This window comes from Bradyrhizobium sp. HKCCYLR20261, assembly GCF_051168435.1.
Lineage (GTDB): Bacteria > Pseudomonadota > Alphaproteobacteria > Rhizobiales > Xanthobacteraceae > Bradyrhizobium.
The window spans coordinates 18,167-39,827 of sequence record NZ_JBNPUZ010000013.1 but is presented as its reverse complement, the minus strand read 5'-3'; the positions used below and the strand labels follow the sequence as shown (position 1 = coordinate 39,827).

The 21,661-nt window shown below is 67.2% G+C and carries 19 protein-coding genes; 5 read left to right on the top strand and 14 right to left on the bottom strand.

Going from position 1 to position 21,661, the window contains the following annotated elements:
* Positions 1 to 3: 3 nt before the first annotated feature.
* Positions 4 to 804: a DUF2147 domain-containing protein gene (locus ACQR1L_RS25265; protein ID WP_434860624.1), complete on the top strand. Its 801-nt coding sequence runs from the start codon at positions 4 to 6 to the stop codon at positions 802 to 804.
* A gap of 70 nt (positions 805 to 874) precedes the next feature.
* On the opposite strand, the gene ACQR1L_RS25260 is transcribed toward ACQR1L_RS25265, so the two are convergent.
* Positions 875 to 2,254 carry an ATP-binding protein gene (locus ACQR1L_RS25260; protein ID WP_434860623.1) on the bottom strand — a complete coding sequence of 460 codons (1,380 nt, stop codon included), beginning with the start codon at positions 2,252 to 2,254 and terminating at the stop codon, positions 875 to 877.
* The gene (locus tag ACQR1L_RS25255) at positions 2,244 to 3,011 is read right to left on the bottom strand and encodes a response regulator (protein WP_434860622.1); all 768 of its coding nucleotides are present in this window, start codon (positions 3,009 to 3,011) and stop codon (positions 2,244 to 2,246) included. The genes ACQR1L_RS25260 and ACQR1L_RS25255 overlap by 11 nt, the downstream gene beginning before the upstream one ends.
* A gap of 230 nt (positions 3,012 to 3,241) precedes the next feature.
* Between ACQR1L_RS25255 and ACQR1L_RS25250 the strand changes: the two genes are divergently transcribed.
* Genes ACQR1L_RS25250 through ACQR1L_RS25240 form a run of 3 tightly spaced genes read left to right on the top strand, consistent with a single transcriptional unit; the run spans position 3,242 to position 8,009 of the window.
* Positions 3,242 to 4,717 (top strand): efflux transporter outer membrane subunit, encoded by a 1,476-nt coding sequence (locus tag ACQR1L_RS25250; protein WP_434860621.1) that lies wholly within the window; start codon positions 3,242 to 3,244, stop codon positions 4,715 to 4,717.
* Positions 4,718 to 4,755: 38 nt separating this feature from the next.
* Complete coding sequence (locus ACQR1L_RS25245; protein WP_434860620.1) at positions 4,756 to 6,048, top strand: efflux RND transporter periplasmic adaptor subunit; 1,293 nt, start codon at positions 4,756 to 4,758, stop codon at positions 6,046 to 6,048.
* A complete protein-coding gene (locus ACQR1L_RS25240) occupies positions 6,048 to 8,009 on the top strand; it encodes a MacB family efflux pump subunit (RefSeq protein WP_434860619.1) in 1,962 nt (653 codons plus the stop codon). The genes ACQR1L_RS25245 and ACQR1L_RS25240 overlap by 1 nt, the downstream gene beginning before the upstream one ends.
* A 156-nt stretch (positions 8,010 to 8,165) precedes the next feature.
* On the opposite strand, the gene ACQR1L_RS25235 is transcribed toward ACQR1L_RS25240, so the two are convergent.
* The 10 genes from ACQR1L_RS25235 to asd form a co-directional block, all read right to left on the bottom strand.
* A complete protein-coding gene (locus ACQR1L_RS25235) occupies positions 8,166 to 8,432 on the bottom strand; it encodes a hypothetical protein (protein ID WP_434860618.1) in 267 nt (88 codons plus the stop codon).
* A gap of 811 nt (positions 8,433 to 9,243) precedes the next feature.
* Complete coding sequence (locus tag ACQR1L_RS25230) at positions 9,244 to 9,693, bottom strand: hypothetical protein (protein ID WP_434860617.1); 450 nt, start codon at positions 9,691 to 9,693, stop codon at positions 9,244 to 9,246.
* 80 nt (positions 9,694 to 9,773) lie between these two features.
* The gene (locus ACQR1L_RS25225; protein WP_434860616.1) at positions 9,774 to 10,109 is read right to left on the bottom strand and encodes a hypothetical protein; all 336 of its coding nucleotides are present in this window, start codon (positions 10,107 to 10,109) and stop codon (positions 9,774 to 9,776) included.
* Between the two features lie 131 nt (positions 10,110 to 10,240).
* Positions 10,241 to 10,507: a hypothetical protein gene (locus ACQR1L_RS25220; RefSeq protein ID WP_434860615.1), complete on the bottom strand. Its 267-nt coding sequence runs from the start codon at positions 10,505 to 10,507 to the stop codon at positions 10,241 to 10,243.
* Positions 10,508 to 11,041: 534 nt separating this feature from the next.
* Entirely contained in the window at positions 11,042 to 11,893 is an 852-nt protein-coding gene (locus tag ACQR1L_RS25215) for a DUF3313 domain-containing protein (RefSeq protein WP_434860614.1), read from the bottom strand.
* A gap of 530 nt (positions 11,894 to 12,423) precedes the next feature.
* Positions 12,424 to 14,631, bottom strand: coding sequence for a xanthine dehydrogenase family protein molybdopterin-binding subunit (locus ACQR1L_RS25210; RefSeq protein WP_434860613.1), 2,208 nt, complete (start codon positions 14,629 to 14,631; stop codon positions 12,424 to 12,426).
* 4 nt (positions 14,632 to 14,635) lie between these two features.
* Positions 14,636 to 15,652, bottom strand: a complete 1,017-nt coding sequence (locus ACQR1L_RS25205; protein ID WP_434860612.1) for an FAD binding domain-containing protein — start codon at positions 15,650 to 15,652, stop codon at positions 14,636 to 14,638.
* Entirely contained in the window at positions 15,649 to 16,173 is a 525-nt protein-coding gene (locus tag ACQR1L_RS25200; protein WP_434860611.1) for a (2Fe-2S)-binding protein, read from the bottom strand. The genes ACQR1L_RS25205 and ACQR1L_RS25200 overlap by 4 nt, the downstream gene beginning before the upstream one ends.
* A 107-nt stretch (positions 16,174 to 16,280) precedes the next feature.
* The gene (locus tag ACQR1L_RS25195) at positions 16,281 to 17,240 is read right to left on the bottom strand and encodes an NUDIX domain-containing protein (protein ID WP_434860610.1); all 960 of its coding nucleotides are present in this window, start codon (positions 17,238 to 17,240) and stop codon (positions 16,281 to 16,283) included.
* Between the two features lie 109 nt (positions 17,241 to 17,349).
* Positions 17,350 to 18,225: an archaetidylserine decarboxylase gene (asd, locus tag ACQR1L_RS25190; protein ID WP_434860609.1), complete on the bottom strand. Its 876-nt coding sequence runs from the start codon at positions 18,223 to 18,225 to the stop codon at positions 17,350 to 17,352.
* A 38-nt stretch (positions 18,226 to 18,263) separates the two neighbouring features.
* On the opposite strand from asd, the gene ACQR1L_RS25185 reads away from it, so the two are divergent.
* Positions 18,264 to 19,925 carry an aminotransferase class III-fold pyridoxal phosphate-dependent enzyme gene (locus ACQR1L_RS25185; protein ID WP_434860748.1) on the top strand — a complete coding sequence of 554 codons (1,662 nt, stop codon included), beginning with the start codon at positions 18,264 to 18,266 and terminating at the stop codon, positions 19,923 to 19,925.
* Positions 19,926 to 20,174: 249 nt separating this feature from the next.
* Here the strand turns inward: ACQR1L_RS25185 and ACQR1L_RS25180 are convergent, their stop codons facing one another.
* Complete coding sequence (locus ACQR1L_RS25180; RefSeq protein WP_434860608.1) at positions 20,175 to 20,807, bottom strand: hypothetical protein; 633 nt, start codon at positions 20,805 to 20,807, stop codon at positions 20,175 to 20,177.
* Between the two features lie 138 nt (positions 20,808 to 20,945).
* Positions 20,946 to 21,635, bottom strand: coding sequence for a class I SAM-dependent methyltransferase (locus ACQR1L_RS25175; RefSeq protein WP_085962810.1), 690 nt, complete (start codon positions 21,633 to 21,635; stop codon positions 20,946 to 20,948).
* Positions 21,636 to 21,661: the final 26 nt, after the last annotated feature.

Sequence of the window (21,661 nt, the reverse complement as noted above, 5' to 3'; positions counted from 1 at the left end):
ATCATGAAGACCATCGTTCTGGCCGCAGCCGCCGTTCTGATCGCGAGCAGCGCCGCGCAGGCCGGCAGCTCGATCGCGTTCGATTTCGACGGCCGCAAGATCCGCGTCACCGTCCCGCGCAACTGCCAGTCGCTGTCGTGCCTGCAGGTCTCCGGCATCGATCTCAGCGGGCTGAAATCCAAGCTCGACGATGATGACACGCCCGCCACGAGCACGGCGCCGGCCGCAACCGCTCCGGCGGCGCCAACGCCGGCCCCCGTCGCGACAGCACCCGCGGTCACCGCCCCTGCGCCGGTTGCTGCGCCTGCCGCCGCCGCGCCGGTCGTGACGCCGCCTGCGCCCGTTGCGGCCGCTCCCGCTCCGGCACCGACCGTACAGATGCCAGTGGCACCCGCCCCGGTCACTGCGACCGCGGCTGCTCCCGTGGTCCAGCCGCAGCCCGCCGCCCCTGCTCCCGTACCGACCACCGTGGCTGCCGCACCCGCGGCTGTTCAGCCCGCGCCGGCGCCGGCCGCGGACCCGAACTCACCGCTCGGCGTGTGGGCCACCGAGGCCGGCAAGGGCAATGTCGTGATCGAGCCGTGCGGACCCAACATCTGCGGCTTCGCCGAGAAGACGCGGGAGAAGATCCTGATCAACATGAAGCCGAAGGACAGCAAATGGGTCGGCCGCATCCACGATCCCGACGGCGGCGGCAACTACGACTCGACCATCGTGCTCAAGAACCCGACCACCCTGCGCGTCCAGGGCTGCGCCTTCGGCGGCCTGTTCTGCGGCGGCCAGACCTGGAAACGCGTGAGCTGACGCCGGTCCCTCGTTCAGCCCACGCGCAAGGCCTCGCCGGTCGCCGGCGAGGCCTTTTTGTTTGTTGCGCTCAGGCGACCTTGGCGGGCATCACAGCCGGCACCGCGCTTTGCGACGGCAGTGACAGCCGCACGCGCAGGCCGCGCGGCGTGTTCGGCATCAGGGCGATGCCGCCCTCGTGCTTCTTCATGATCTCCTGCGCGATCGACAGGCCGAGGCCGAAGCCGCCGGCCGATCGCGCCTGGTCGAGCTTGACGAACGGCTCCAGCGCACGCGCCTGCAGCGCCTGCGGAATGCCCGGGCCGTCATCGGCGACCTCGATCGCGATCACGCCCTCGATCGTCGTATCCAGGCTGACCACGACCTGCGTGCCGTGCTTGACCGCGTTCTCGACGACGTTTGTCACCGCGCGCGACAGCGCCCGCGGTCGCCCTTCGCACACCAGCCGCGGCGGTCCCTCGAAGCTGACGGCATGGCCGACATCGGCGAAGTCGCAGCAGATCGTCTCCAACAGGCTCGCGAGCTCGATGCGCGCCGGCTGCTCGGCCTTGGTGTCGTCGCGCAAGTAATCGAGCGTCTCGTCGAGCATGCGGCTGACCTGGTCGATGTCGCGCTGCATCGCCGCGCGCATCTCGACCTGCCCGATCCGATCCGAGCGCAGCCGCAGCCGCGTCAGCGGCGTGCGCAGATCGTGGCTGATCGCCGCCAGCATCCGCGTGCGGTCGTCGAGCAGCGCGCGGATCCGCGCCTGCATCTCGTTCAAGGCGTCGGCGACCTGTACGATCTCCTTCGGCCCGCGCCGGCCGAGCGGCTCCTGGGCGCCCGGCGAGCGGCCGAACGCAGTCGCCGCGCGCGCCATCTCCGACAGCGGCCGGATGATCGCCCGCGCCGCGTAGATCGACAGCAGCACGCCGAGGATCAGGATGAGGAACAGGAACACCATGGTCGGCTTGACCACCATCGGCCAGAAGTCGAGCCGCGGCACGTCGTCGAACACCAGCGCGCGCTCGCCGTCGACCTGGACGATGATCTGGGTCGGCGGCGCCGCGCCATAGCCGACACCGTGCAGCAAGGTGACGTCGCGCAGCACGCCGAGCTGGCGGCGGGCGAGCTTCGTGGTCAACGGCACATGGCGCGCCGGCTTCGCCAGCAGCGTGAGCGAGGTCAGCGGCACCAGTTCGACGGGGATGCCGGAGTTGCGCAGACTCGAGAGGCTGCTCTCGATCGCGACGGGATCGTTGGCGGCGCGGACGAAATGCACGGCCTCGGCGACGCGCGCGACGCCATAGGCCGGCGATTCCTGCTCGTCGGGGGGATCGAGGAACAACAGCGCCGCGGCGATCATCAGCACCATGCCGAACAGCACCGACAACGACGCCAGGGTCACGATCTGCGTGGTGAGGCCGAGCCGCGGGAACGTGTTGCTGCAGGTCTTGTGATCAGGCTTCATCGAGCGTCTCGACCTTTGGCGTGAACACGTAGCCGCCGAGCCGGACGGTCTTGATCAGCGACCAGCTCCTGGCGCCGGGCTCGATCTTCTGGCGGATGCGGCTGATGTGAACGTCGATGCTGCGCTCGACCGGACCGGCCTGGCCGCCATGCGCCTGCTCGATCAGTTGCTCGCGCGACAGCACGCGCCCGGCGTTGCGGCAGAACGCCAGCAGGATGTCGAACTCGGCGCTGGTGAGCGTGATCTTGACCCGATCGGGATCGAACAGCGTGCGGGTCGCAGGCTCAATGCGCCAGCCGTCGAAGATCATCGGCGCCTGGCGCGCGGCGATGACTGCGGGATGCAATTGCGAGCGGCGCAGCAGCGCGCGGATACGCGCGACCAGCTCGCGCGGATTGAACGGCTTGACGACGTAGTCGTCGGCGCCGAGCTCGAGGCCGAGGATGCGGTCAATGTCCTCGCCTTTCGCGGTGACCATGATGATCGGCACGGTCGAGATCTGGCGCAGCTTGCGGCAGATGCTCAGGCCGTCCTCGTCGGGCAGCATCACGTCGAGCATGATGAGATCGACCTGCTCGCGCTGCAGGACGTCGTGCATGGCGGCTGCGGAGGCGACGAAGCGCGGCGCGAAGCCGTGCTCCTGCAACAGCTCGGTCAGCAGCGCTGCGATCTCGCGATCGTCCTCGACGCAGAGGATGCGCGCCGGCGCCGCGAGGTTGGCGTCGGCGGCCACGGCGGTATTGTGTGACGACATCATGCGCAGAACATGGTCGATTTTGGCCGGAAAGAACAGCCCGAAGCGCCTCCCGATCGTGGCGAAATCAAGCTGTATTGTTAAGGCGGAAACATTTCTTCACGCGACTTAACCCTGCGCAACCGGCGGCCCGCCTAAGACCTTTCGGCACCAGACAAACATCACCAGGAAAGTCCTGCGACAAGGCTGACGCGGCCGGCGGGGTCTCTTCCGAACCGCGATGCCAAAGCCCCGTGAAGCCCGCCCTGCTCGCACTCTGCCTCCTGCATCCGCTGCTCGCCGGCTGCGCCGTCGGCCCCGACTACATCACACCGGATTTCGGCACGCCAGCGCGCTGGAGCAGCGAGACCAATCGGCCGGCGCAGGCGTTGAAGCTCGCGCAATGGTGGCGCAATCTCGGCGATCCGCTGCTCGATCAACTGATCGGCGAGGCCGTCGCCGGCAATCTCGACGTCGCCGCCGCCAAGGCGCGCATCCGCGAGGCCCGGGCGACGCAGCGCCAGGCCGTCGGCGCGCTGTTTCCGAGCGTGAGCGGCAGCGGCGCGGCGACTGAGACCCGCAGCAGCGGGTCGTCGACGAGCGGCATCGCCATCGCACCGGCGACGTACAGCCAATACCAGGCGGGCTTCGATGCGAGCTGGGAGCTCGACCTGTTCGGCGCCAACCGTCGCGCGCTCGAGGCGGCCAGTTACGGCGTTGATGCGGCCGAGGACGATCTGCGCGCGACCCTGCTGACCTTGATCGGCGACGTCGGCTCCAACTACATCGATGCCCGCGCCTATCAGGCGCGCGCGGCCTTGGCGCGGCGCACGGCGGCCTCGCAGCGCGAGACCGCGGCGCTGACGGAGCGCAAGCAGGCGGCCGGCTCGGCCTCGGCCGTCGACACCGCCAAGGCGAGCGCGCTCGCCGCGAGCACGGAGGCGACGATCCCGACCTATGAGGCCAGCTATCAGCAGGCCGTGCACCGGCTCGGCGTGCTGCTCGGACGCGATCCGACCGCGCTCAGCCAGCTTCTGTCCCGCTCCACGCCGATCCCCGCGCCGCGCCTGCCGCTGCCGAAAGGCATCCCGGCCGACGTGCTGGTGATGCGTCCGGATGTCCGCAAGGCGGAGCGGCAGCTCGCGCAGTCCACCGCGAAGATCGGCCAGGCGACCGCCGCGCTGTATCCGGACGTCAGCCTCAGCGGCACCGTGTCGACGACCGCGCTGAAGCTCGGCGATCTCGGCAAGAACTCGACGATCGGCTGGTCGATCGGACCGAGCGTCTCGGTCCCGATCTTCAACGGCGGCAAGCTGCAGGCGGCGGTCGAGATCGCCGAGGCGCAGCGCGACGAATACCATGTCGCCTGGCGCAGCGCCGTGCTCAGCGCGCTGGAGGACGTCGAGAACGCCATCGTCAACCTGGCCCAGGAACGGCTTCGCATCCGCAGCCTCGGGGAATCGGCGCGACGCTATGGCGAGGCCGCGCGGCTGTCGCGCGCGCTCTACCAGACCGGCTCCAGCACGTTCCTCGACGTGCTCGACGCCGAGCGCTCGCAGTTCACGGCCGAGGACAGTCTGCTCGCCAGCCGGGCCACCCTGGCGAAGGACTACGTCGCGCTCGCCAAGGCGCTGGGCGGCGGCTGGGGTGGCGTGCTCGACAGCTCCAAGCCTGAAATCGTCGACGCCGGCACAGGTCCGCATCTCGTTCAAGCCGTCGAACCCCGCTGAGTTGCGCCGTGATGTCCCAGTGACTGCGAAGTAAGCCGATGAACGCACCCTTGCCCCAGATGCCCCGCACCGTCGCGATCGACGACAGCGGCTCGCCCACGTCGCCGCCGAAACGCGCACGCGGGCGGAAATGGCTGATCCTCAGCCTGATCGCTGCCGCCGCATCAGCCGCCCTGCTCGCCTCCCGCTACACGGCCAATTCCAACACCAAGCTGGTGACCGCGCCGGTGACGATCGGCGACATCGAGCAGACCGTGCTGGCCACTGGCACGCTGAAGCCGGTCAAGCTGGTGGCGGTCGGCGCCCAGGCCTCGGGGCGGCTGGTCGCGCTCAATGTCAAGCTCGGCGAGCGGGTCAAGGCCGGCGATCTCATCGCCGAGATCGACTCGCTGACCCAGCAATACACGCTGCGCACCAACGAGGCTGCGTTGCGCAATGTGCGCGCCCAGCGCGACGAGAAACTGGCGACGCTGACGCTCGCCGAGGCGAACCTCGCGCGCCAGCAGGCGACACTGGCGCAGAAGGCGTCGTCGCGTGCGGACTACGACAACGCCGAAGCGACGGTGAAGCAGACCCAGGCGCAGATCGCGCAGCTCGACGCGCAGATCGTCGAGGCCGAGGTCGCGATCGAGACCGCGCGCGTCAATCTCGGCTACACCAGGATCACCGCGCCGATCGACGGCACCGTGCTCTCGATCGTCACCCAGCAGGGCCAGACCGTCAATGCGGTGCAGTCGGCGCCGACCATCGTCGTCCTCGGCCAGGTCGAGACGATGACGGTGCGCGTCGAAATCTCCGAGGCCGACGTCGTCCGGGTGCAGCCCGGACAGAACGTCTATTTCACGATCCTCGGCGATCCCGACCGGCGCTACGAGGCGACGTTGCGGAGCATCGAGCCGGCGCCGGAGTCCATCAAGAGCGATTCGAGCTTCTCGTCCAGCACGACCACGACATCGAGCAGCAGCAGTTCGTCCTCGTCCTCCACGTCGTCAGCGATCTACTACAACGGCGTGTTCGATATCGCCAATCCCGACGGGCGGCTGATGACCTATATGACCGCCGAGGTCCACATCCTGCTCGGCGAAGCCCGCAAGGTGCCGACGATCCCGTCCTCCGCGCTCGGGAGCGCCAACGCCGACGGCAGCTACGCCGTGCGCGTCCTCGACGAGGCCGGGAGCCTGCAGAAGCGCGCGGTACGCATCGGGCTCAACAACAAGATCAGGGCCGAGGTGACGTCCGGCCTGCGCGAGGGCGAACGCGTCGTGATCTCCACCCCGGATGAAGCGCCGAAACAGACAATGATGCCGCCACCGCCGGGCGGAGGCATGTGATGGCGGCGCCGCTGATCGATCTGCACGATGTCGGCCGGCGCTACGCGTCGGGCGACAGCACCGTGCACGCGCTGCGGGGCGTCGACATCAGAATCGCGCGCGGCGAGATGGTCGCCATCGTCGGCCAGTCCGGCTCCGGAAAATCGACGCTGATGAACATTCTCGGCTGCCTCGATCGCCCGACCTCCGGCAGCTACCGGATCGCCGGACGCGAGATGAACTCGCTCGACCCGGACGAACTCGCGGCGCTGCGCCGCGAGCATTTCGGCTTCATCTTCCAGCGTTATCACCTGCTGGGCGAGCTGACCGCCGCGGAGAATGCCGAGGTGCCCGCGGTGTATTCGGGACTGTCGTCCGCGACCCGGCGCCGCAAGGCCGAGGCGCTGCTACAACGGCTCGGCATGGGCAGCCGCGTCGGACACAAGCCGGGGCAGTTGTCCGGCGGCCAGCAGCAAAGAGTGTCGATCGCGCGTGCCCTGGTCAACGATCCCGACGTGATCCTCGCGGACGAGCCGACCGGCGCGCTCGACCGCGCCAGCGGCGAGGAGGTACTGCGCATCCTCGACGAGATCAGCGCGTCCGGCCGGACGGTCATCATCGTCACCCATGATACGACCGTCGCCCAGCGCGCGCGGCGCATCATCGAGATCCAGGACGGCTGCGTCATCTCCGACCGGCTCAATCCGCGCTCCTCCGCTCCGGCCTCTGCTGTCGTGCCGGACGATCACGCGTTGCCGCCATGGTCATGGTGGCGCAGCCATCTCGATCGGCTGCGCGAGGCCGCCCGCATGGCGCTGCTCGCAATGAACGCACACCGGTTGCGCGCCTTCCTGACCATGCTCGGCATCATCATCGGCGTCGCCTCCGTCGTGCTGGTGCTCGCGCTCGGCCGCGGCTCGCAGGCACGCGTGCTGGAGAACATCAACCGCCTCGGCACCAACACGCTCGAATTCTTTCCGGGCAAGGATTTCGGCGACACGCGCTCGGGCAAGATCCGGACGCTGGTGGTCGCCGACGCCAAGGTGATGGCGCAGCAGCCCTATGTCGATGCGATCTCGCCGACGGTCTCGACCACCAGCACCTTGCGGTTCGGCGCGATCGAGGTCAGCGCGCAGATCTCCGGCGTCGGCGAGCAGTATTTCCGCGTCAAGAACACCGAGCTCGCCGAAGGCGGCTATCTCGATGCCGACACCGTGCGGTCCTATGCCCAGGATGCCGTGATCGACGACAATGCACGCAAGGCGCTGTTTCCCGATGCCGATGTCAGCCCGCTCGGCAGGGTGATCCTGATCGGCAAGGTGCCCTGCCGCGTGGTCGGCATCACCAAGCAGCAGCAGGCGGGCTTCGGCTCGAGCTCCACGCCGATCGTCTATTTGCCATACACCACGGTACAAGCCCGCTTCCTCGGCAACCAGGTCCTGCGCAGCATCAGCCTGCGCGTCGACGAAGCGACGCCGATGGCGGAGGCCGAGCGCGCCGCCACCGCGCTGTTGACGGCGCGGCACAACGCCAAGGACTTCTTCGTGCTCAACACCGACGACATCCGCAAGACGGTCGAGAGCACCACGCAGGTGCTGACCTTGCTGGTCGCCGCGATTGCGGTGATCTCGCTGCTGGTCGGCGGCATCGGCGTGATGAACATCATGCTGGTGTCAGTGTCGGAACGCGTCGGCGAGATCGGCGTGCGCATGGCGGTCGGCGCGCGGCGCAGCGACATCCTGATGCAGTTCCTGATCGAAGCGGTGCTGGTCTGCCTGCTCGGCGGGGCGCTCGGCCTGACCGTGGCCATCGGCTTCGGCACCGTCTTCAACGCGCTCGATGTCGGCTTCCAGCTGATCTATTCGCCACTGACGATGGCCGGCGCTGCCGTCATCTCGATGGCGATCGGCATCGGCTTCGGCTACATGCCGGCGCGCAGCGCCTCCCGGCTCGATCCGGCGACGGCATTGGCGCGAGAGTAGGTTTTCGTCACATCGCAGCGGGTGTGAGCTCCCGGCTCCCGCCCTCGCGACCCGGCAGATGCCGTCAACGATGACGGCACCTGCTCGTTCGATTGCGGCGTCGGCGTGAAGGAAGCGGGGGACCGGTTCTGCTTCCTTCCGCCGCGCGCTCACCGATCAACGGCGGCGCTGCCACACACCGGCGTAGTTGCCGTCGCCGTTCTGGCCGATGCCGGCGTTGTTGTTGCGGCCGATCTGATGCACGCCGGCGCCGTTGCCGTTGCCGTACTGGATGATCTGGCTGTCGTTGTTGCGGCCCTTCTGGAAGGTCTCGGCACCGTTGCCGTTGCCGTTCTGCACGATCGAGGACGAGTTGCCGGCATAGGCGCCCGAGGAGGCGAGCGTCAGGACGGCGGCGGAGACGAGAAGGATGGAGCGGAGCATGGCGTTTTCCCTGTGATCGGTTTCGAACCGCGTCATTGCCGTTCGATGGTTGGAGACTACGCGGCGCCCACGCCTGCTTCCGTGCCGCAGGTCACACTCTGCTACTCGCGCTCTCCATGACCCTTTCGCGTGACCACCCGCCTCGCCCACCACTGTCGTTCCGGACCAGCCACGACGCGCGCCAGCGCGGCGAGGCGCCGATCCGGGACCCATACGCCGCGGCGGTCGTGTCGGGCAAAAAGCCAATTGCCAGCGCGCCTCAAACCGCTCCCTGGGGGTATGGGTCCCGGATCGGCGCTGCACCAACGCTGGCGCGCTAGCGCAGCTCGTCCGGGACGACGGCGAGGGTGTTGATACAGATGCGCGCCTCGCCCACCACCGTCGTCCCGGACAAGCCACGACGCGCGCCAGCGCGGCGAGGCGCCGATCCGGGACCCATAATCCGCGGCGGTCGTGTGAGGCAAAAAGCCAATTGCCAGCGCGCCTCAAACACCTCGCTGGGAGTACGGGGCAATTGCACATGACGATCGGAGATTTGCGCTCATCTGTCTCCACAACGTCATGGCCGGGCTTGTCCCGGCCATCCACGTCGTTCGGCATGCTGAGAACCACGTGGATGCCCGGGACAAGCCCGGGCATGACGGTGACACTCATTGGCAGGATCGTTCGCCGGCACAGCTGCGGACCTCAGTATGCGATAGCCTGTAGACACCACAACGCAGCGACAGCCGGTGACGGCTGTCGCTGCCGGAGGAGCGATGTCGAACAAGCGCGATGGAGCCTGGCGGATCGGCCCGGCCCCGCCGCGGCCTCACATCTTCTTCTGCAGGCCCATCGACGTCATCAGCTTGTCGAGCGTCTTCTGCGATTGCGGCGAGGCGCCCTTGCGGACCTCGCGATAGACGTTCGGCTCCGTCGACGCGGACTTGCGATCATCATCGTCGTCCATCGCATCGGGATCGACCGGCGTGGATGGCACCGCGGAGTTCTGTCCGGGGTCGGCCTCTGTCGTCGGCGGTGTGACCGGTCCCGATCGCTGCACGATCGTGGCCGAGTTGCCGCCGCTGTGCTGTTCGATCCTTGTATAGCCGGAGCGTGTCTCGACCTTCTTGTCGGTCGTCGCCGCGCCGCCGCTTTGGGTCACGCTCGCCGAATTGCTGCCGTTCCTGATCGACGTCGTCTCGGCCTGCACCGACAAGGCGACGAGACCGGCGAGCAGAGCACCGGCCACGAGCAACGCTTTTCGCTGGTTCAGCTTCATCTGTCCCTCCTGACGGATTCGAGCGTTGGACGAGAGCTCGTCCAACGCCGTCCGGTTTCGAGCCTGCGGGCAAAAGCCCGTTACCACTGATTGACCCGGACGCGATTGGCGTTGCCAACCTGCATGGCGCCGGCGCTGTTGTCACGGCCGCGCTGGTCGAGGCGCGTCGCGTTGTTGTTGCCGAGCTGCGTCGAATTCGAGCTGTTGTTCATGCCGGTCTGGCGCGCACTCGCGGTGTTGCCGTTGCCGGCCTGCACCTGTCCGTTCATGTTGTACTGGCAGTTCTGCGTGACGTGGTCGCTCAGGCCGTTGCCGATCTGGGTCTTGGCGTGCACGCAGGCAGTGATGCCGCCGGCGTAGGCCGGGGCGGAGATCAGCGCCAGTGCGGCGCTTGCGATCAACAGAAGCTTGCTCATGGGGCGCATCCTTGGGGGCTGGGTTTGTCGGGGCTGTCGTTCGGGACTGAGGTCGTGGGCTGGGCGTTCGAGGTCTGGCTCAGCGGACAGGAAGCGAGATCCGCTCGCTTCCTCCCGCTCCGCTTTCTCGATCAGCGGCGGCGCTGCCACACGCCGGCGTAGTTGCCGTCGCCGTTCTGGCCGATGCCGGCGTTGTTGTTGCGGCCGATCTGATGCACGCCGGCGCCGTTGCCGTTGCCGTACTGGATGATCTGGCTGTCGTTGTTGCGGCCCTTCTGGAAGGTCTCGGCGCCGTTGCCGTTGCCGTTCTGCACGATCGAGGACGAGTTGCCGGCATAGGCGCCCGAGGAAGCGAGCGTCAGGACGGCAGCGGAAGCGATGAGAATGGAGCGGAGCATGGTCGTATCCTTTTGAGCGTTCGATCCGGCGTCATTGCCGTTCGATGGTTGAAGGATAGACGGCGCCCACGCCCGCTTCCGTGCGGCGGGTCACACTCAAGCTCCGGACCGCTCTGCGTGCCTATGCCCGATTGCCCACAGCATCCAAAACTGTCGTCCCGGCCTGGTGCGCAATTGCGCACGGGACGCATACCGCGGACGCCATCGAGGAACGAAGCTGATCGTTGCGCGCCTCACCGCAGTCAGTCGTTATGAGTTCCGGATCGGCGCTGTACCAACTCCGTTGCACTCATCCTCGACGACGAGGCCGAGCTGCCCGCCACGACGGCAGCGCGCTCCCCTCCCCCTTGCGGGGAGGGGTCGGGGGTGGGGGTCCCCGGGCGATGAAATGTGTGGCGGCCAACTCGCTTGCCACAGAGATCGTCGTGAGAGCCAGATCGTAAGCGCCCAACGATAGAGCAGGATTCGTGGACCCCCACCCCCGACCCCTCCCCGCAAGGGGGAGGGGGGCGCACCGGTCGGGCCGCTCGGCCTCTATCGCCTGGCGACCTGCGTGCCCGGTTGGCCGTCTTGCGGCACTGCGCCCTTGTCGACCCATTCGGGCGGGGCGCCGAGGCGATTGGCGACCATGCCGATGAGTCCGGGGTCCCTGCCGAACGCTTCGCACGCAGCATTCTTGGGTTTGGCGCCGAGTGCCGCGCCGATCCGCTCGATCGACGGCAGCTTCGGCGGTTTGCCGAACGGCGTCTCGCCGGTCAGCAGCATCTGGCCGAAATCGGCGCTGAACGATCCCGCGAGATCATAGGCGTCGCCGGCCTGCGACAGCACCGGCGAATTGGTGAAGGAGTTGGCGCCGCGCGCCCACACCATCGCGGCCTGCTGCCGTCCCTTGCGGTCGAGCGCTTCCGCTTCGATCGTCAGACTGCCGAGGCCGATCGGCAGTCGCGGCACCGGCACGGGCACGCCGAGTGCGCCGGGAACAGCGGAGACGACCTTGGATGCGCCGGCCGCCACCGGATCGGTCGCCGTGGCCTGGGTGATGAAGGTGCGGGTCGTCAAATCCGCCCGCTCGTTCGCCGGCACGACGGTGAAGCGTTCGCTCAAGTTAAGGCAGAGCGCGCGATCGACGGCATTGGCGACCAGCCGCCGCTGCTCCTCGCTCAGGACCGCGCCCGCCTCTCCCGAGAACGACGTCGGCATGATGCGCACGGTCGAGGCCGCCAGCACCTTGTCCTTGTCGACGTTGAGTTGCGACTTGGCGAGGATGCCGTTGGATTCCGCCATCGCCTGATAGGAAGCCAGCGACCCGCTCTGGGTGATCGGCGCCGTCGCGCAGCCGGCGAGGCCAAGGGACGCGCACAGCACGCCGAGACGGAGGCCAATCATGGGACGAGACGATCCGACGAAAGTCCTGACCTTGCCATCGACCATGCCGGGACCGTCCTGCGCTCGCTCACCATCGCCCGCCGCTGGCGACGCCTGCTTGTGGTCCGGGAATTCGGAGAGCTGAGGGCGGAAGCGTGGAGAAATGATCGGTGAACGGCGCCAACCAGGGAAACAGTGCGGCAGGCATGCTTACGCTCTGGCGCCATTGCGGCAGGCTCGAATTCGATGGGGACGTCGAAGAACGGCGGCGGCATTAACGAAAGCGGCCAGCCATGTCGGCGGATCGCCGTGCGAACCTTGCGCTCCACCACGTCGAGAGACAAGGCGTCATTTCCGCGCAGCCAGGCGGCAGCACGGCGATGAAGGCTCTTCGCGACCGGGGCGGCATCGCATGGAGCGATGCGGGACGACCACGACGAACAAACCCACAGGCAGAGCACCGCGGTCGCCGGGCTCATTCGGCTTGCGCGGAGATCGCTTCGGCACAGCGGGCGCTTTTCGACCAGAACAGTCGACGGCGCCCGCCGTCCTCATTCCACCAGCAGCTTGTCCAAGGTGATCGGCAGGTCGCGCACGCGCTTGCCTGTCGCATGATAGACCGCGTTGGCGATCGCGGCGGGAACGCCGACGATGCCGATCTCGCCGACGCCCTTGATGCCCATCTTGTTGATGATGCGGTCCTCCTCCTCGACGAAGATCACCTTGATGTCGTGGACATCCGCGTTCACCGGCATGTGATACTCGGCGACGTTGGCGTTCATGATGCGGCCGAAGCGATGATCGATCATGGCCTCCTCGTGCAGCGCCATGCCGATGCCCATGACCACGCCGCCCATGATCTGGCTCGCCGCGGTCTTGGTGTTGAGGATGCGGCCGGCGGCGACCGCGTTGACGATGCGCGTCACGCGGATGACACCCAATTCCTCGTCGATCTTCACCTCGGCAAAGACAGCCGAATGGGTGTTGTGGGCGTGCTTGTCGTCCTCTTCGAAATCCCCGCCGCGCTCCTTCTCGATGCGGTCCTTGCCGCCGTGGCGCATGACGTCCGACATCGCCACCGAGCGGCTGCGATCCGCGATCGCGACGATGGCGCCGTCGGCCAAGGTCACCTCGTCGGCCGTCAGCCGCTGCAGCGGCGAGTTCGGCATGGCCTGCGCCATGGTCAGCAGCTCGGCACGGATGTCGTCGGCGGCATTGACGATGGCGTGCGAGATCGAGGCGGCGGTCCATGAGCCGCCTTCGACCGGCGCCTTCGGCAGGGTGGAATCGCCGAGCTTCACCGTGATGCTGTCGAGCGGCACGCCGAGCATGTCGGCGGCGACCTGCGCCATGATCGTGTAGGTGCCCGTGCCGATATCCGAGGTGGCGCTGGCGACCTCGACATGGCCGTTGGCGGTCATCACGATGCGCGAGGCGAAGGGCATCTGCATCGCCTCCCAGGCGGCGCTCGCCATGCCCCAGCCGACCAGCTCGCGACCGTCGCGCATCGAGCGCGGCTCGGCGCTGCGCTTCGCCCAGCCGAAGGCCTCGGCGCCCTGCTGATAGCACTCCTTCAGCCGCTTGCTGGAGAACGGCAGGTCCTTGTCCTGGTCGCGATCGGAGTAGCAACGCAGCCGCAGCTCCAGCGGATCCATCTTCAGCGCGACGGCGAGCTCGTCCATCGCGCATTCCAGGCCATAGACGCCGCTGGCCGCGCCGGGCCCGCGCATGTCGCCGGGTGTCGGCACGTCGAGCTTGGCGAGCCGGTGCGTGGCGCGCGACGTCTCGGACGTGTAGAGCACCTCGCCCCAGCCGATGTCGTTGCGCGAGAACGACTCGTGCTGCGAGGTCATCGCGATCGCCTCATGGGTCAGTGCCGTGAGCGCACCGTCCTGACTGGCGCCGAGCGCCAGCCGCTCGATCGTCGCGGGGCGGTAGCACAGAGCGTACATCTGGGCGCGGCTCAGGACCACGCGCACGGCGCGCCTCAGCTTCAGCGCGGCCATCGCCGCGAGCGCCACCTGATATTGCGGCCGCAGGCCGGAGCCGAACGCGCCACCGACGAACGGCGACATCACCTGGACGTCGTGCTCCTTGAGGTCGAACACGCTGCAGACATAGCGCTGCACGTTCTGCACGCCCTGGGTCTTGTCGTAGACCACGAGCTTGCCGCCGTCCTTCCACAACACCGTCGAGCCGAACAGCTCCATCGGATTGTGATACTCGATCGGCACGCCATACTCCGCATCGTGGCGCACGGGCGCTCCCGCAAGCGCCTTGGTCGCGTCGCCGCGCGGCTTCACCGGCTTGTCGACCTTGAACGCCTGCTCACGCTTGGCATGCAGATCGGTGGCAAAGTCTTCCGTGTGGTAGCGAACGTCGACCAGCGTCGCCGCGAAGCGTGCGGTATCCTCGTCCTCGGCGACGACCAGCGCGACCGGCTGGAAGTTGAAATGCACGCGATCGTCGTAAAGCGGGCGATACGGCGAGCCGTCCTCGGGCGCGACCTCGTCGCGGTAGCCGTCGTCCTTGTCAGCCATCTTGACGCGGTTGGTATGGGTCAGGACATCGATCACGCCGTCGACCGCACGGGCACGGCTGGTGTCGATGCTGACGATGCGCCCTTTGGGAATCGTGGAGCTGACCACGACGCCGAAGGCAAGGTCGGGCGCGGAAAACTCGGCAGCGTATTTGGCTGAACCCGTGACCTTGGCGCGGCCGTCGACGCGTGAGGTGGCGGTGCCGATGTGAGCGGTCATGAGATCACCGGATGGTCTTGATGGATTGGATCTGCGGCGTGCCGCTCGCGGCCTGCGTCAGGGTTCTGACGATGGCGCGGCGGGCGAGCGGGAGCTTGAAGGCGTTGTACCGATGCGGCTTGGCGCCCTGGAGCAGCATGTCCGCCGCGCGCTCGAACGCCGCGCGGTCAGGCGCCTGGCCGCGCAGCGCGGCCTCGGCTGCGTCGTTGCGCCATGGCTTGTGGGCTACGCCGCCGAGCGCAAACCGCGCCTCGCGGATGCGGCCATTGTCGATGTCGAGCGCTGCGGCGACGGAGACCAGCGCGAAGGCGTAGGAGAGCCGGTCGCGGATCTTGAGATAGCTGTGGTTCGCGGCAAAGCCCTGCGCCGGCAGTTCGATCGCGGTGATGATCTCGTCGGCGCGCAGATTGTTGTCGAAATCGGGCCGGTCGCCGGGCAGCCGGTGGAAATCGGCAAACGCGATTCTGCGCTCGCCTTGGGCACCAGCGACGTGAACCGTCGCTTCGAGCGCGGCCAGCGCCACGCACATGTCGGACGGATGCGTCGCGATGCAGGAGGCGCTGGCGCCGAGGATCGCATGGTTGCGGTTGAGACCCTCGACCGCCGAGCAGCCATCACCGGGTGTGCGCTTGTTGCAGGGCGTAGCGACGTCGTAGAAATAGGCGCAGCGGGTCCGTTGCAGCAGATTGCCGCCGGTCGAGGCCATGTTGCGCAATTGTGCCGAGGCGCCGGCGAGGATCGCGCTCGCCAGCAGCGGATAGCGGCTCTCTATGACCGGGTGATAGGCCAGCGTGCTGTTTGGCACCAGCGCGCCGATCTTGACGCCGCCGGCGGCGGTCTCCTCCACCGCATTCAGCGGCAGGCGGCTGATGTCGATCAGCCGGCGCGGCTGCTCGACGTGGTACTTCATCAGGTCGATCAGATTGGTGCCGCCGGCGATGAATTTTGCATCGGGCGTATCGGCCTTCAGCCTGACGGCTTCCGCGACGTCGCTGGCGCGCGCGTAGTCGAAATTGTTCATCGGCGACCTCCCGTGGCCTGCTTGGTCATGGCCTGCTCGATTGCGCCGACGATGTTCGGATAGGCGCCGCAGCGGCAGATGTTGCCGCTCATCAGCTCGCGGATCTCATCCTTGGTCTTCGCTTTGCCCTCGGCGATCAGGCCGGCAGCCGAGCAGATCTGGCCCGGCGTGCAATAGCCGCATTGGAAGGCGTCGTGATCGATGAAGGCCTGCTGCAGCGGATGCAGCTCGTCGCCCTTGGCGAGCCCTTCGATCGTGGTGATCTCGGCGCCGTCCTTCATCACCGCGAGCGTCAGGCAGGACAGCGAACGGCGGCCGTCGATCAGCACGGTGCAGGCGCCGCACTGGCCGTGATCGCAGCCCTTCTTGGTCCCGGTGAGATCGAGATGATTGCGCAGGAGATCGAGCAGCGTGGTCCAGGGCGCCACCGACAGCGTGCGGCTTTCGCCATTGATCCGCAAGGTGACGGACAGCGGGGCAGGCTTGGTGAGAGATGCGGCACTCTCGCGCGACGGGCTCATGCGGGGTCTCCGTTGACGGACCCGCATCAACCCGCAATGGCGCGAATGGTTCTCGGCAATTTTCGCGTGGCGGACAGCAGGAACAGCTGCGCGCCGCGCGCCGAGGCTCAGGCCGCCCGGCCGAGCCAGGCCCGCATCTTCTGCGCCAGGCTGCGCCTGCCGCGGCCGTCCGGAGCATCGGCTTCGCCGCGGGCACTGTCCTGCGACTCAGACTCCGCGTCGGACATTGGCGCATCCGCAGTCGGTCGGCTGTTCTCGGCGGGCGCCGGCACGAGCGATTTGATCGCCGCCGCGACGGCCTCGACGCGTTCGAGATCCTCAGGCACTCGCTCGGGCATCGCAGCCTCAGGCGCGGCCACCGCCTCCGTTTGCGGCGGCACTCCGGCCACAACCGGCTCGGGACGATCCAACTCGCGGCTTGCATCGAGCGCCGGTTCGCTTGCGATCTCCGGAATTGCCTCCACCATCTCAACAGCCTGCGGGACCGGCTCGACCGCGACTGGCAAGGCGGCAGGCAGTTCGGACGGCTCCGGCTGCGGTGTCGCGCGGCTGCGGCGCTTCTTGGCCGTGGCCGGCTTCTCCTCAGCCGACTTTTCAACCGCAGCCTTTTCAACAGCGGCTTTGGGCTCCGCCGCCGGCTTCGCCTTCACCTTGCGGATCAGGCCGGCTAGCGCATAGGGGCCGACCGTTTCCAGGAACGTCTTCTCGTGATCGCGCGACAGGCGCTCCACCGCGGCGTCGAGCGGCAGCCAGTCGACGGCGCGGACGTCATCCATCAGCGGCTGCGTCTGCGTGCCCGTCGCTTCCATCCGCCAATAGTGCACGACCTTGGAGCGCGTGCCGGTGTCATGCACGAGCGTGCCGAGGAATTCATGCACGGTCACCTTGTGACCGGTCTCCTCCAGCACCTCGCGCTTGGCAGCCTCGCGCGGCGTCTCGCCGTCGTCGAGCTTGCCTTTCGGCAGCACCCATTCGTCGCGCTTGCGCAGGCGCACGACCGCGATCCGCGGCGGTTGCTCCCGCCGCAGCACAATGCCGCCTGCCGCCATGATCGGCGCTCTCGCCATCGCCTCTCCCACGCCTTGCGGGTTGCAACCCGCCGATTCGCCAGTTCAACGCCAGGATATGGCGACGTGCAACGGCGAAATCGAGATTGCCGTCGTGCACATGTCACATTCAGCCGGCGGCGACGCGCCTGCGCCACAGTGGCTGCCCTGCTCTGACACGCGCGCCCTCGGTGATGCCTGCAGCGAAGGTGAAGTCGCCGGGCGCGAGCAGGATGATGGTCGAGCCGTGCTCGAACCAGCCGAGCTCGTCGCCCTTCTTCACCTCGTTGTTACAGACATAAGAGAGCGGCCGTTCGGTCTGCGCATTCAACACGCGACCCAGCGCATGCAGGCGGATGCTCGCGACCAGGATCGCGGCGACCGGCACGATGGTGAACGGCTCGCCTGTCGCAAGATGCGCGCGGATCACGGCGCGCTCGTTCTTGCAGAACAGCCGCTCGACACGCTTCAGCGCAATCGGATTGACGTTCCAGACGTCGCCATGGATCAGGCTGACATGCTCGAGCGTCATGTCCGCCGGCGCGTGGAAGCGGTGATACATGCTCGACGTCAAACGGATGGTGACGAAGCTGCCGTTGCGGTGGGTCTCGACGACGGCGGGATCAGCGACGAGCTCCTTCAACGAATAGGGCGCGCCCTTGATCTGATACATCTCGCCGTCACGGATCTGGCCGTGCGCGCCGATGATACCGTCCGAGGGCGTGGTCACGGTGGCCGGATCGGGATCGAACGGACGCAGGCCGGGCTTCAGCTCGCGGGTGAAGCAGGCGTGCAGGCTCTTGAACTCGCTCTCTTTGGCCTCGGAGAGGTCGAGGTCAGAGAACAGCTTCCACAGCGCGATGGACGTATCCTTCACCAGCGGGTTCTCGATCTTGGAGAACCAGCCCATGAAGCGGGTCAGCGCGGCGCGCGGCACGCGGTTGGTGAGCAGGAAGTTGAGGTCTTCCTGTTGGGTGAAGGAGGCGATCAGGCTTTTGACTGTCATGAATCTGTCAGCAGGTGGGGTTAGCGCTTTTGGACATGATGGAAACCTCGATTCCTTATGTATCGCTCGCCGTTGGCGCTGCCGTGACGGCGGCCGTCGCCCCGAAGGTCAAGGCCCGCATCGAACTGTCGCGCGCCAAGCACCGCTCGCTGGCCGGCCATTCCAAGATGTCCCGCCGGATCTCCAAGCTGATCCCGCGCTATGAGTTCGACATCGACGATTTCTTCCGCTCCGACGGCGCGCCGCAGGCAATCGCCACGCAGCGCCAGGACGGCTTCTTCCGGCTCGGCGCGCTGTTCCAGGAGAAGTTCGCCAAGAGCCGCGCGCTGACGGCAGAGGCCGCGAGCCGCATCTCCGATCTGCAGTTCACCCAGGCCTACCGGGTGCCGTTCCAGTACAGCCGACTGGTCAAGGAGCAGCTCGGCGCCGGCTCGTTCATGCAGTCGTCGTCCGGCGTCACCATCACCGATCTCGACGGCAACGCGTTCTACGATCTCACCGGCTCCTACGGCGTCAACATCTTCGGCTACGACTTCTACAAGGAGTGCATCGCCGCCGCCGAGCGGCGCGCGCAGGCGCTCGGCCCCGTGCTCGGCCTGTATCATCCGGTCGTCGCCGACAATGTGAAGCGGCTGACCGAGCTGTCCGGCATGGACGAGGTGTCGTTCCACATGTCCGGCACCGAGGCAGTCATGCAGGCCGTGCGGCTCGCCCGCTACCATACCGGCCGCAGCCATCTGGTGCGCTTCGCCGGCGCCTATCACGGCTGGTGGGGCGACGTGCAGCCCGGCGTCGGCAATCCGATCGCACCGCACGAGACCTACACGCTCGCCGAGATGTCCGAGCGGACACTCCACGTGCTGCGCACGCGGCGCGACATTGCCTGCGTGCTGGTCAACCCGCTGCAGGCGCTGCATCCGAACGGCAACGCGCCCGGCGATTCCGCGCTGGTGGATTCCTCGCGCAAGGGCCGCTACGACCGCGCGGCCTACACGGCCTGGCTGAAGCAGCTGCGCGACGTCTGCACCGAGCGCGGCATTGTGCTGCTGTTCGACGAGGTGTTCCTCGGCTTCCGCCTCGCGCCCGGCGGCGCCCAGGAGTACTTTGGCGTCTCCGCGGACATGGTAACCTACGGCAAGAGCCTCGGCGGCGGCCTGCCGATCGGCGTGGTCTGCGGCAAGAAGGAGTATATGCGCCGCTTCCGCGACGACCGTCCGGCCGACATCTGCTTCGCCCGCGGCACCTTCAACTCGCATCCTTACGTCATGACGGCGATGGACGAGTTCCTGAGCCGGCTCGACAGCCCTAACTTCCGCGCCATCTATGACGGGCTCGACGACACCTGGAATGGCCGCGCCTCCAAGCTCAATGCGGAGCTCGCCGCCAAGGACCTGCCGGTGCGCGTCTCCAACATACAGTCGATCTGGCTGGTCGAGTACACCGTGCCGTCGCGCTACAATTGGATGCTGCAATACTATCTGCGCGCCGAGGGCCTGGCGCTGAGCTGGGTCGGCACCGGCCGCTTCATCTTCAGCCTGAACTACACCGACGCCGATTTCGCGGAGGTGACGAAGCGCGTCGTCGCGGCGGCGGAGAAGATGAAGCAGGACGGCTGGTGGTGGAATGACGGTAGCCTCACCAACAAGGCGATCAAGCGCCAGATCCTGAAAGAGATGATCGGGGCGGTCATCGGGCGCTGAGGGCTGCGCCTTCCCCGCTTGCGGGGGAGGTCGGCGGGCTCGCAGAGCCCGACGGGTGGGGGCCGCCTCACGACGCGCTGCCCTTGGGAGCGGAACAAGCTCGCCCCCTCCCCAGCCCTCCCCCGCGAGCGGGAGAGGGAGCGCACTGCCCGCGCCGCATCCGTCTCCGTTCAACATCAACTTTTCCCCACAAACACCGATGCCCGGGACTGGCCCGGGCATCGCGATCGTTCGGACTTCGAGATCAGCTCAGGCGTGCTGCTCTTCGAGGCCTTCGTTCATCAGGTGAAGGCCCGGATCGATCAGCTCGCCGCGCAGCAGCGCCAGCGGAGCGGAGCGGTACTGCATGAAGTCGTTGAAGGGGTCGGTGAGGATCTTGGTCATCCAGACGAGGCCGGTCTCGACGTCGCGGATGAAGAACAGCTGGATGGTGCGGAACATCAACCCGCCGACGCCGATCACCAGCCACAGCTTGGCGGTCTCGCGGGCGAATTCCATCGCCGTGGTCCAGGGCGACAGCAGGCCGAAGAACGTCGGCTGCAGATAGAGCACCACCGGAGCGGCGGCCCAGATCGACATCAGCACGACCTTGCGCTGCAGATTGTAGCCGACCTTGATCTCTTCCTTGTGCTCGTGGGTCGCCTGGTTGACGTGGTCGTAGCCCCTGGGCTCGAAGAAGAAGTGCCCAGCCTGGCGCGAGGTCATCGAGACCAGCCAGCCGATCAGCGCCGAGATCAGGGGATCGAACACCATCATGACATAGGCGATCAGGAAGCTGAGCGCGCTGACGAAGTGCAGGCTCTGATTGATGCGGCTGTGGTGATAGTAGCGATGGTCGTCCCAACGCTGGATCCGCAGCTGCTCCAGGAAGTGCTTGATCATGGTTGCTCCGAAGAATGAGTTGCAGGTCGTGTACAGGGATTCGATGTAGATCCTGTGACATCATCAAGATGTCACAGCATCGGACGCAGTGGGCCCCGCAGACTACGGGAGACTCACGGATGGGAAGCTGCCGCGCCCTCAGGCGGCGGCAGCGAGGTCCATCTTGCGGAAGCGGACCAGCGAGAAGTGTCCGAGCGGCGGAATCAGGCGGCGCTCGACCAGCTCCATGCGCTGTGCGCCGGCGAGCCAGCGCATGTAGCGCGACCAGCCGAACTCGGCGGTGCGGAAGCCGAGCCGGCGCACCACCGGCTGCAGCGCCTGTTCGATGACGCGGCGCAGGCCGTCATCGGCGCTGACGCGGGTCAGGATGATCAGCTCGCCGCCGGGACGCAGCACGCGGGCGAACTCGTCGAGCGCGACCTCGGGGTTCGGCACGGCGGTCACGACATATTGCGCCATCACGACGTCGAAGGAATCGTCGGGGAAGTCCAGGTTCTCGGCATCCATCACCGCCAGCCCCTCGACATTCTTCAGCCGCTGGTCGGCGACGCGGCGCATCGCCTTGCCGAGCATCGCCTCGGAGATGTCGGTGCCGAACACGCGGACATGCGGGGCATAGAGCGGCAGCGAAATGCCGGTGCCGACGCCGACCTCGAGCACGCGGCCGCCCATCTTGTTGGTGGCCGAGATCGCCGCCTTGCGGCCCTTCTCGAACACGCCGCCGAACACGAGGTCGTAGATCGGCGCCCAGCGGTCATAGGCCTGCTCGACCTGCTCGCGGTCGAAATCGAGCTCCCGCGCGCCGTCGAGCTTCATGGTTTCTGCCATCGTAACATCTCACTACGGTTTGGAAT

What these genes read in the sequence shown, in the direction of transcription:
- ACQR1L_RS25220 (WP_434860615.1), bottom strand. Translation starts at nt 10,507, where the DNA reads ATGCTCCGCTCCATTCTCATCGCTTCCGCTGCCGTCCTGACGCTCGCT.
- ACQR1L_RS25255 (WP_434860622.1), bottom strand. Translation starts at nt 3,011, where the DNA reads ATGATGTCGTCACACAATACCGCCGTGGCCGCCGACGCCAACCTCGCG.
- ACQR1L_RS25260 (WP_434860623.1), bottom strand. Translation starts at nt 2,254, where the DNA reads ATGAAGCCTGATCACAAGACCTGCAGCAACACGTTCCCGCGGCTCGGC.
- ACQR1L_RS25175 (WP_085962810.1), bottom strand. Translation starts at nt 21,635, where the DNA reads ATGGCAGAAACCATGAAGCTCGACGGCGCGCGGGAGCTCGATTTCGAC.
- ACQR1L_RS25210 (WP_434860613.1), bottom strand. Translation starts at nt 14,631, where the DNA reads ATGACCGCTCACATCGGCACCGCCACCTCACGCGTCGACGGCCGCGCC.
- ACQR1L_RS25235 (WP_434860618.1), bottom strand. Translation starts at nt 8,432, where the DNA reads ATGCTCCGCTCCATCCTTCTCGTCTCCGCCGCCGTCCTGACGCTCGCC.
- ACQR1L_RS25205 (WP_434860612.1), bottom strand. Translation starts at nt 15,652, where the DNA reads ATGAACAATTTCGACTACGCGCGCGCCAGCGACGTCGCGGAAGCCGTC.
- ACQR1L_RS25245 (WP_434860620.1), top strand. Translation starts at nt 4,756, where the DNA reads ATGAACGCACCCTTGCCCCAGATGCCCCGCACCGTCGCGATCGACGAC.
- ACQR1L_RS25230 (WP_434860617.1), bottom strand. Translation starts at nt 9,693, where the DNA reads ATGAAGCTGAACCAGCGAAAAGCGTTGCTCGTGGCCGGTGCTCTGCTC.
- ACQR1L_RS25265 (WP_434860624.1), top strand. Translation starts at nt 4, where the DNA reads ATGAAGACCATCGTTCTGGCCGCAGCCGCCGTTCTGATCGCGAGCAGC.
- ACQR1L_RS25240 (WP_434860619.1), top strand. Translation starts at nt 6,048, where the DNA reads ATGGCGGCGCCGCTGATCGATCTGCACGATGTCGGCCGGCGCTACGCG.
- ACQR1L_RS25180 (WP_434860608.1), bottom strand. Translation starts at nt 20,807, where the DNA reads ATGATCAAGCACTTCCTGGAGCAGCTGCGGATCCAGCGTTGGGACGAC.
- asd (WP_434860609.1), bottom strand. Translation starts at nt 18,225, where the DNA reads ATGACAGTCAAAAGCCTGATCGCCTCCTTCACCCAACAGGAAGACCTC.
- ACQR1L_RS25215 (WP_434860614.1), bottom strand. Translation starts at nt 11,893, where the DNA reads ATGATTGGCCTCCGTCTCGGCGTGCTGTGCGCGTCCCTTGGCCTCGCC.
- ACQR1L_RS25200 (WP_434860611.1), bottom strand. Translation starts at nt 16,173, where the DNA reads ATGAGCCCGTCGCGCGAGAGTGCCGCATCTCTCACCAAGCCTGCCCCG.
- ACQR1L_RS25185 (WP_434860748.1), top strand. Translation starts at nt 18,264, where the DNA reads ATGGAAACCTCGATTCCTTATGTATCGCTCGCCGTTGGCGCTGCCGTG.
- ACQR1L_RS25225 (WP_434860616.1), bottom strand. Translation starts at nt 10,109, where the DNA reads ATGAGCAAGCTTCTGTTGATCGCAAGCGCCGCACTGGCGCTGATCTCC.
- ACQR1L_RS25195 (WP_434860610.1), bottom strand. Translation starts at nt 17,240, where the DNA reads ATGGCGAGAGCGCCGATCATGGCGGCAGGCGGCATTGTGCTGCGGCGG.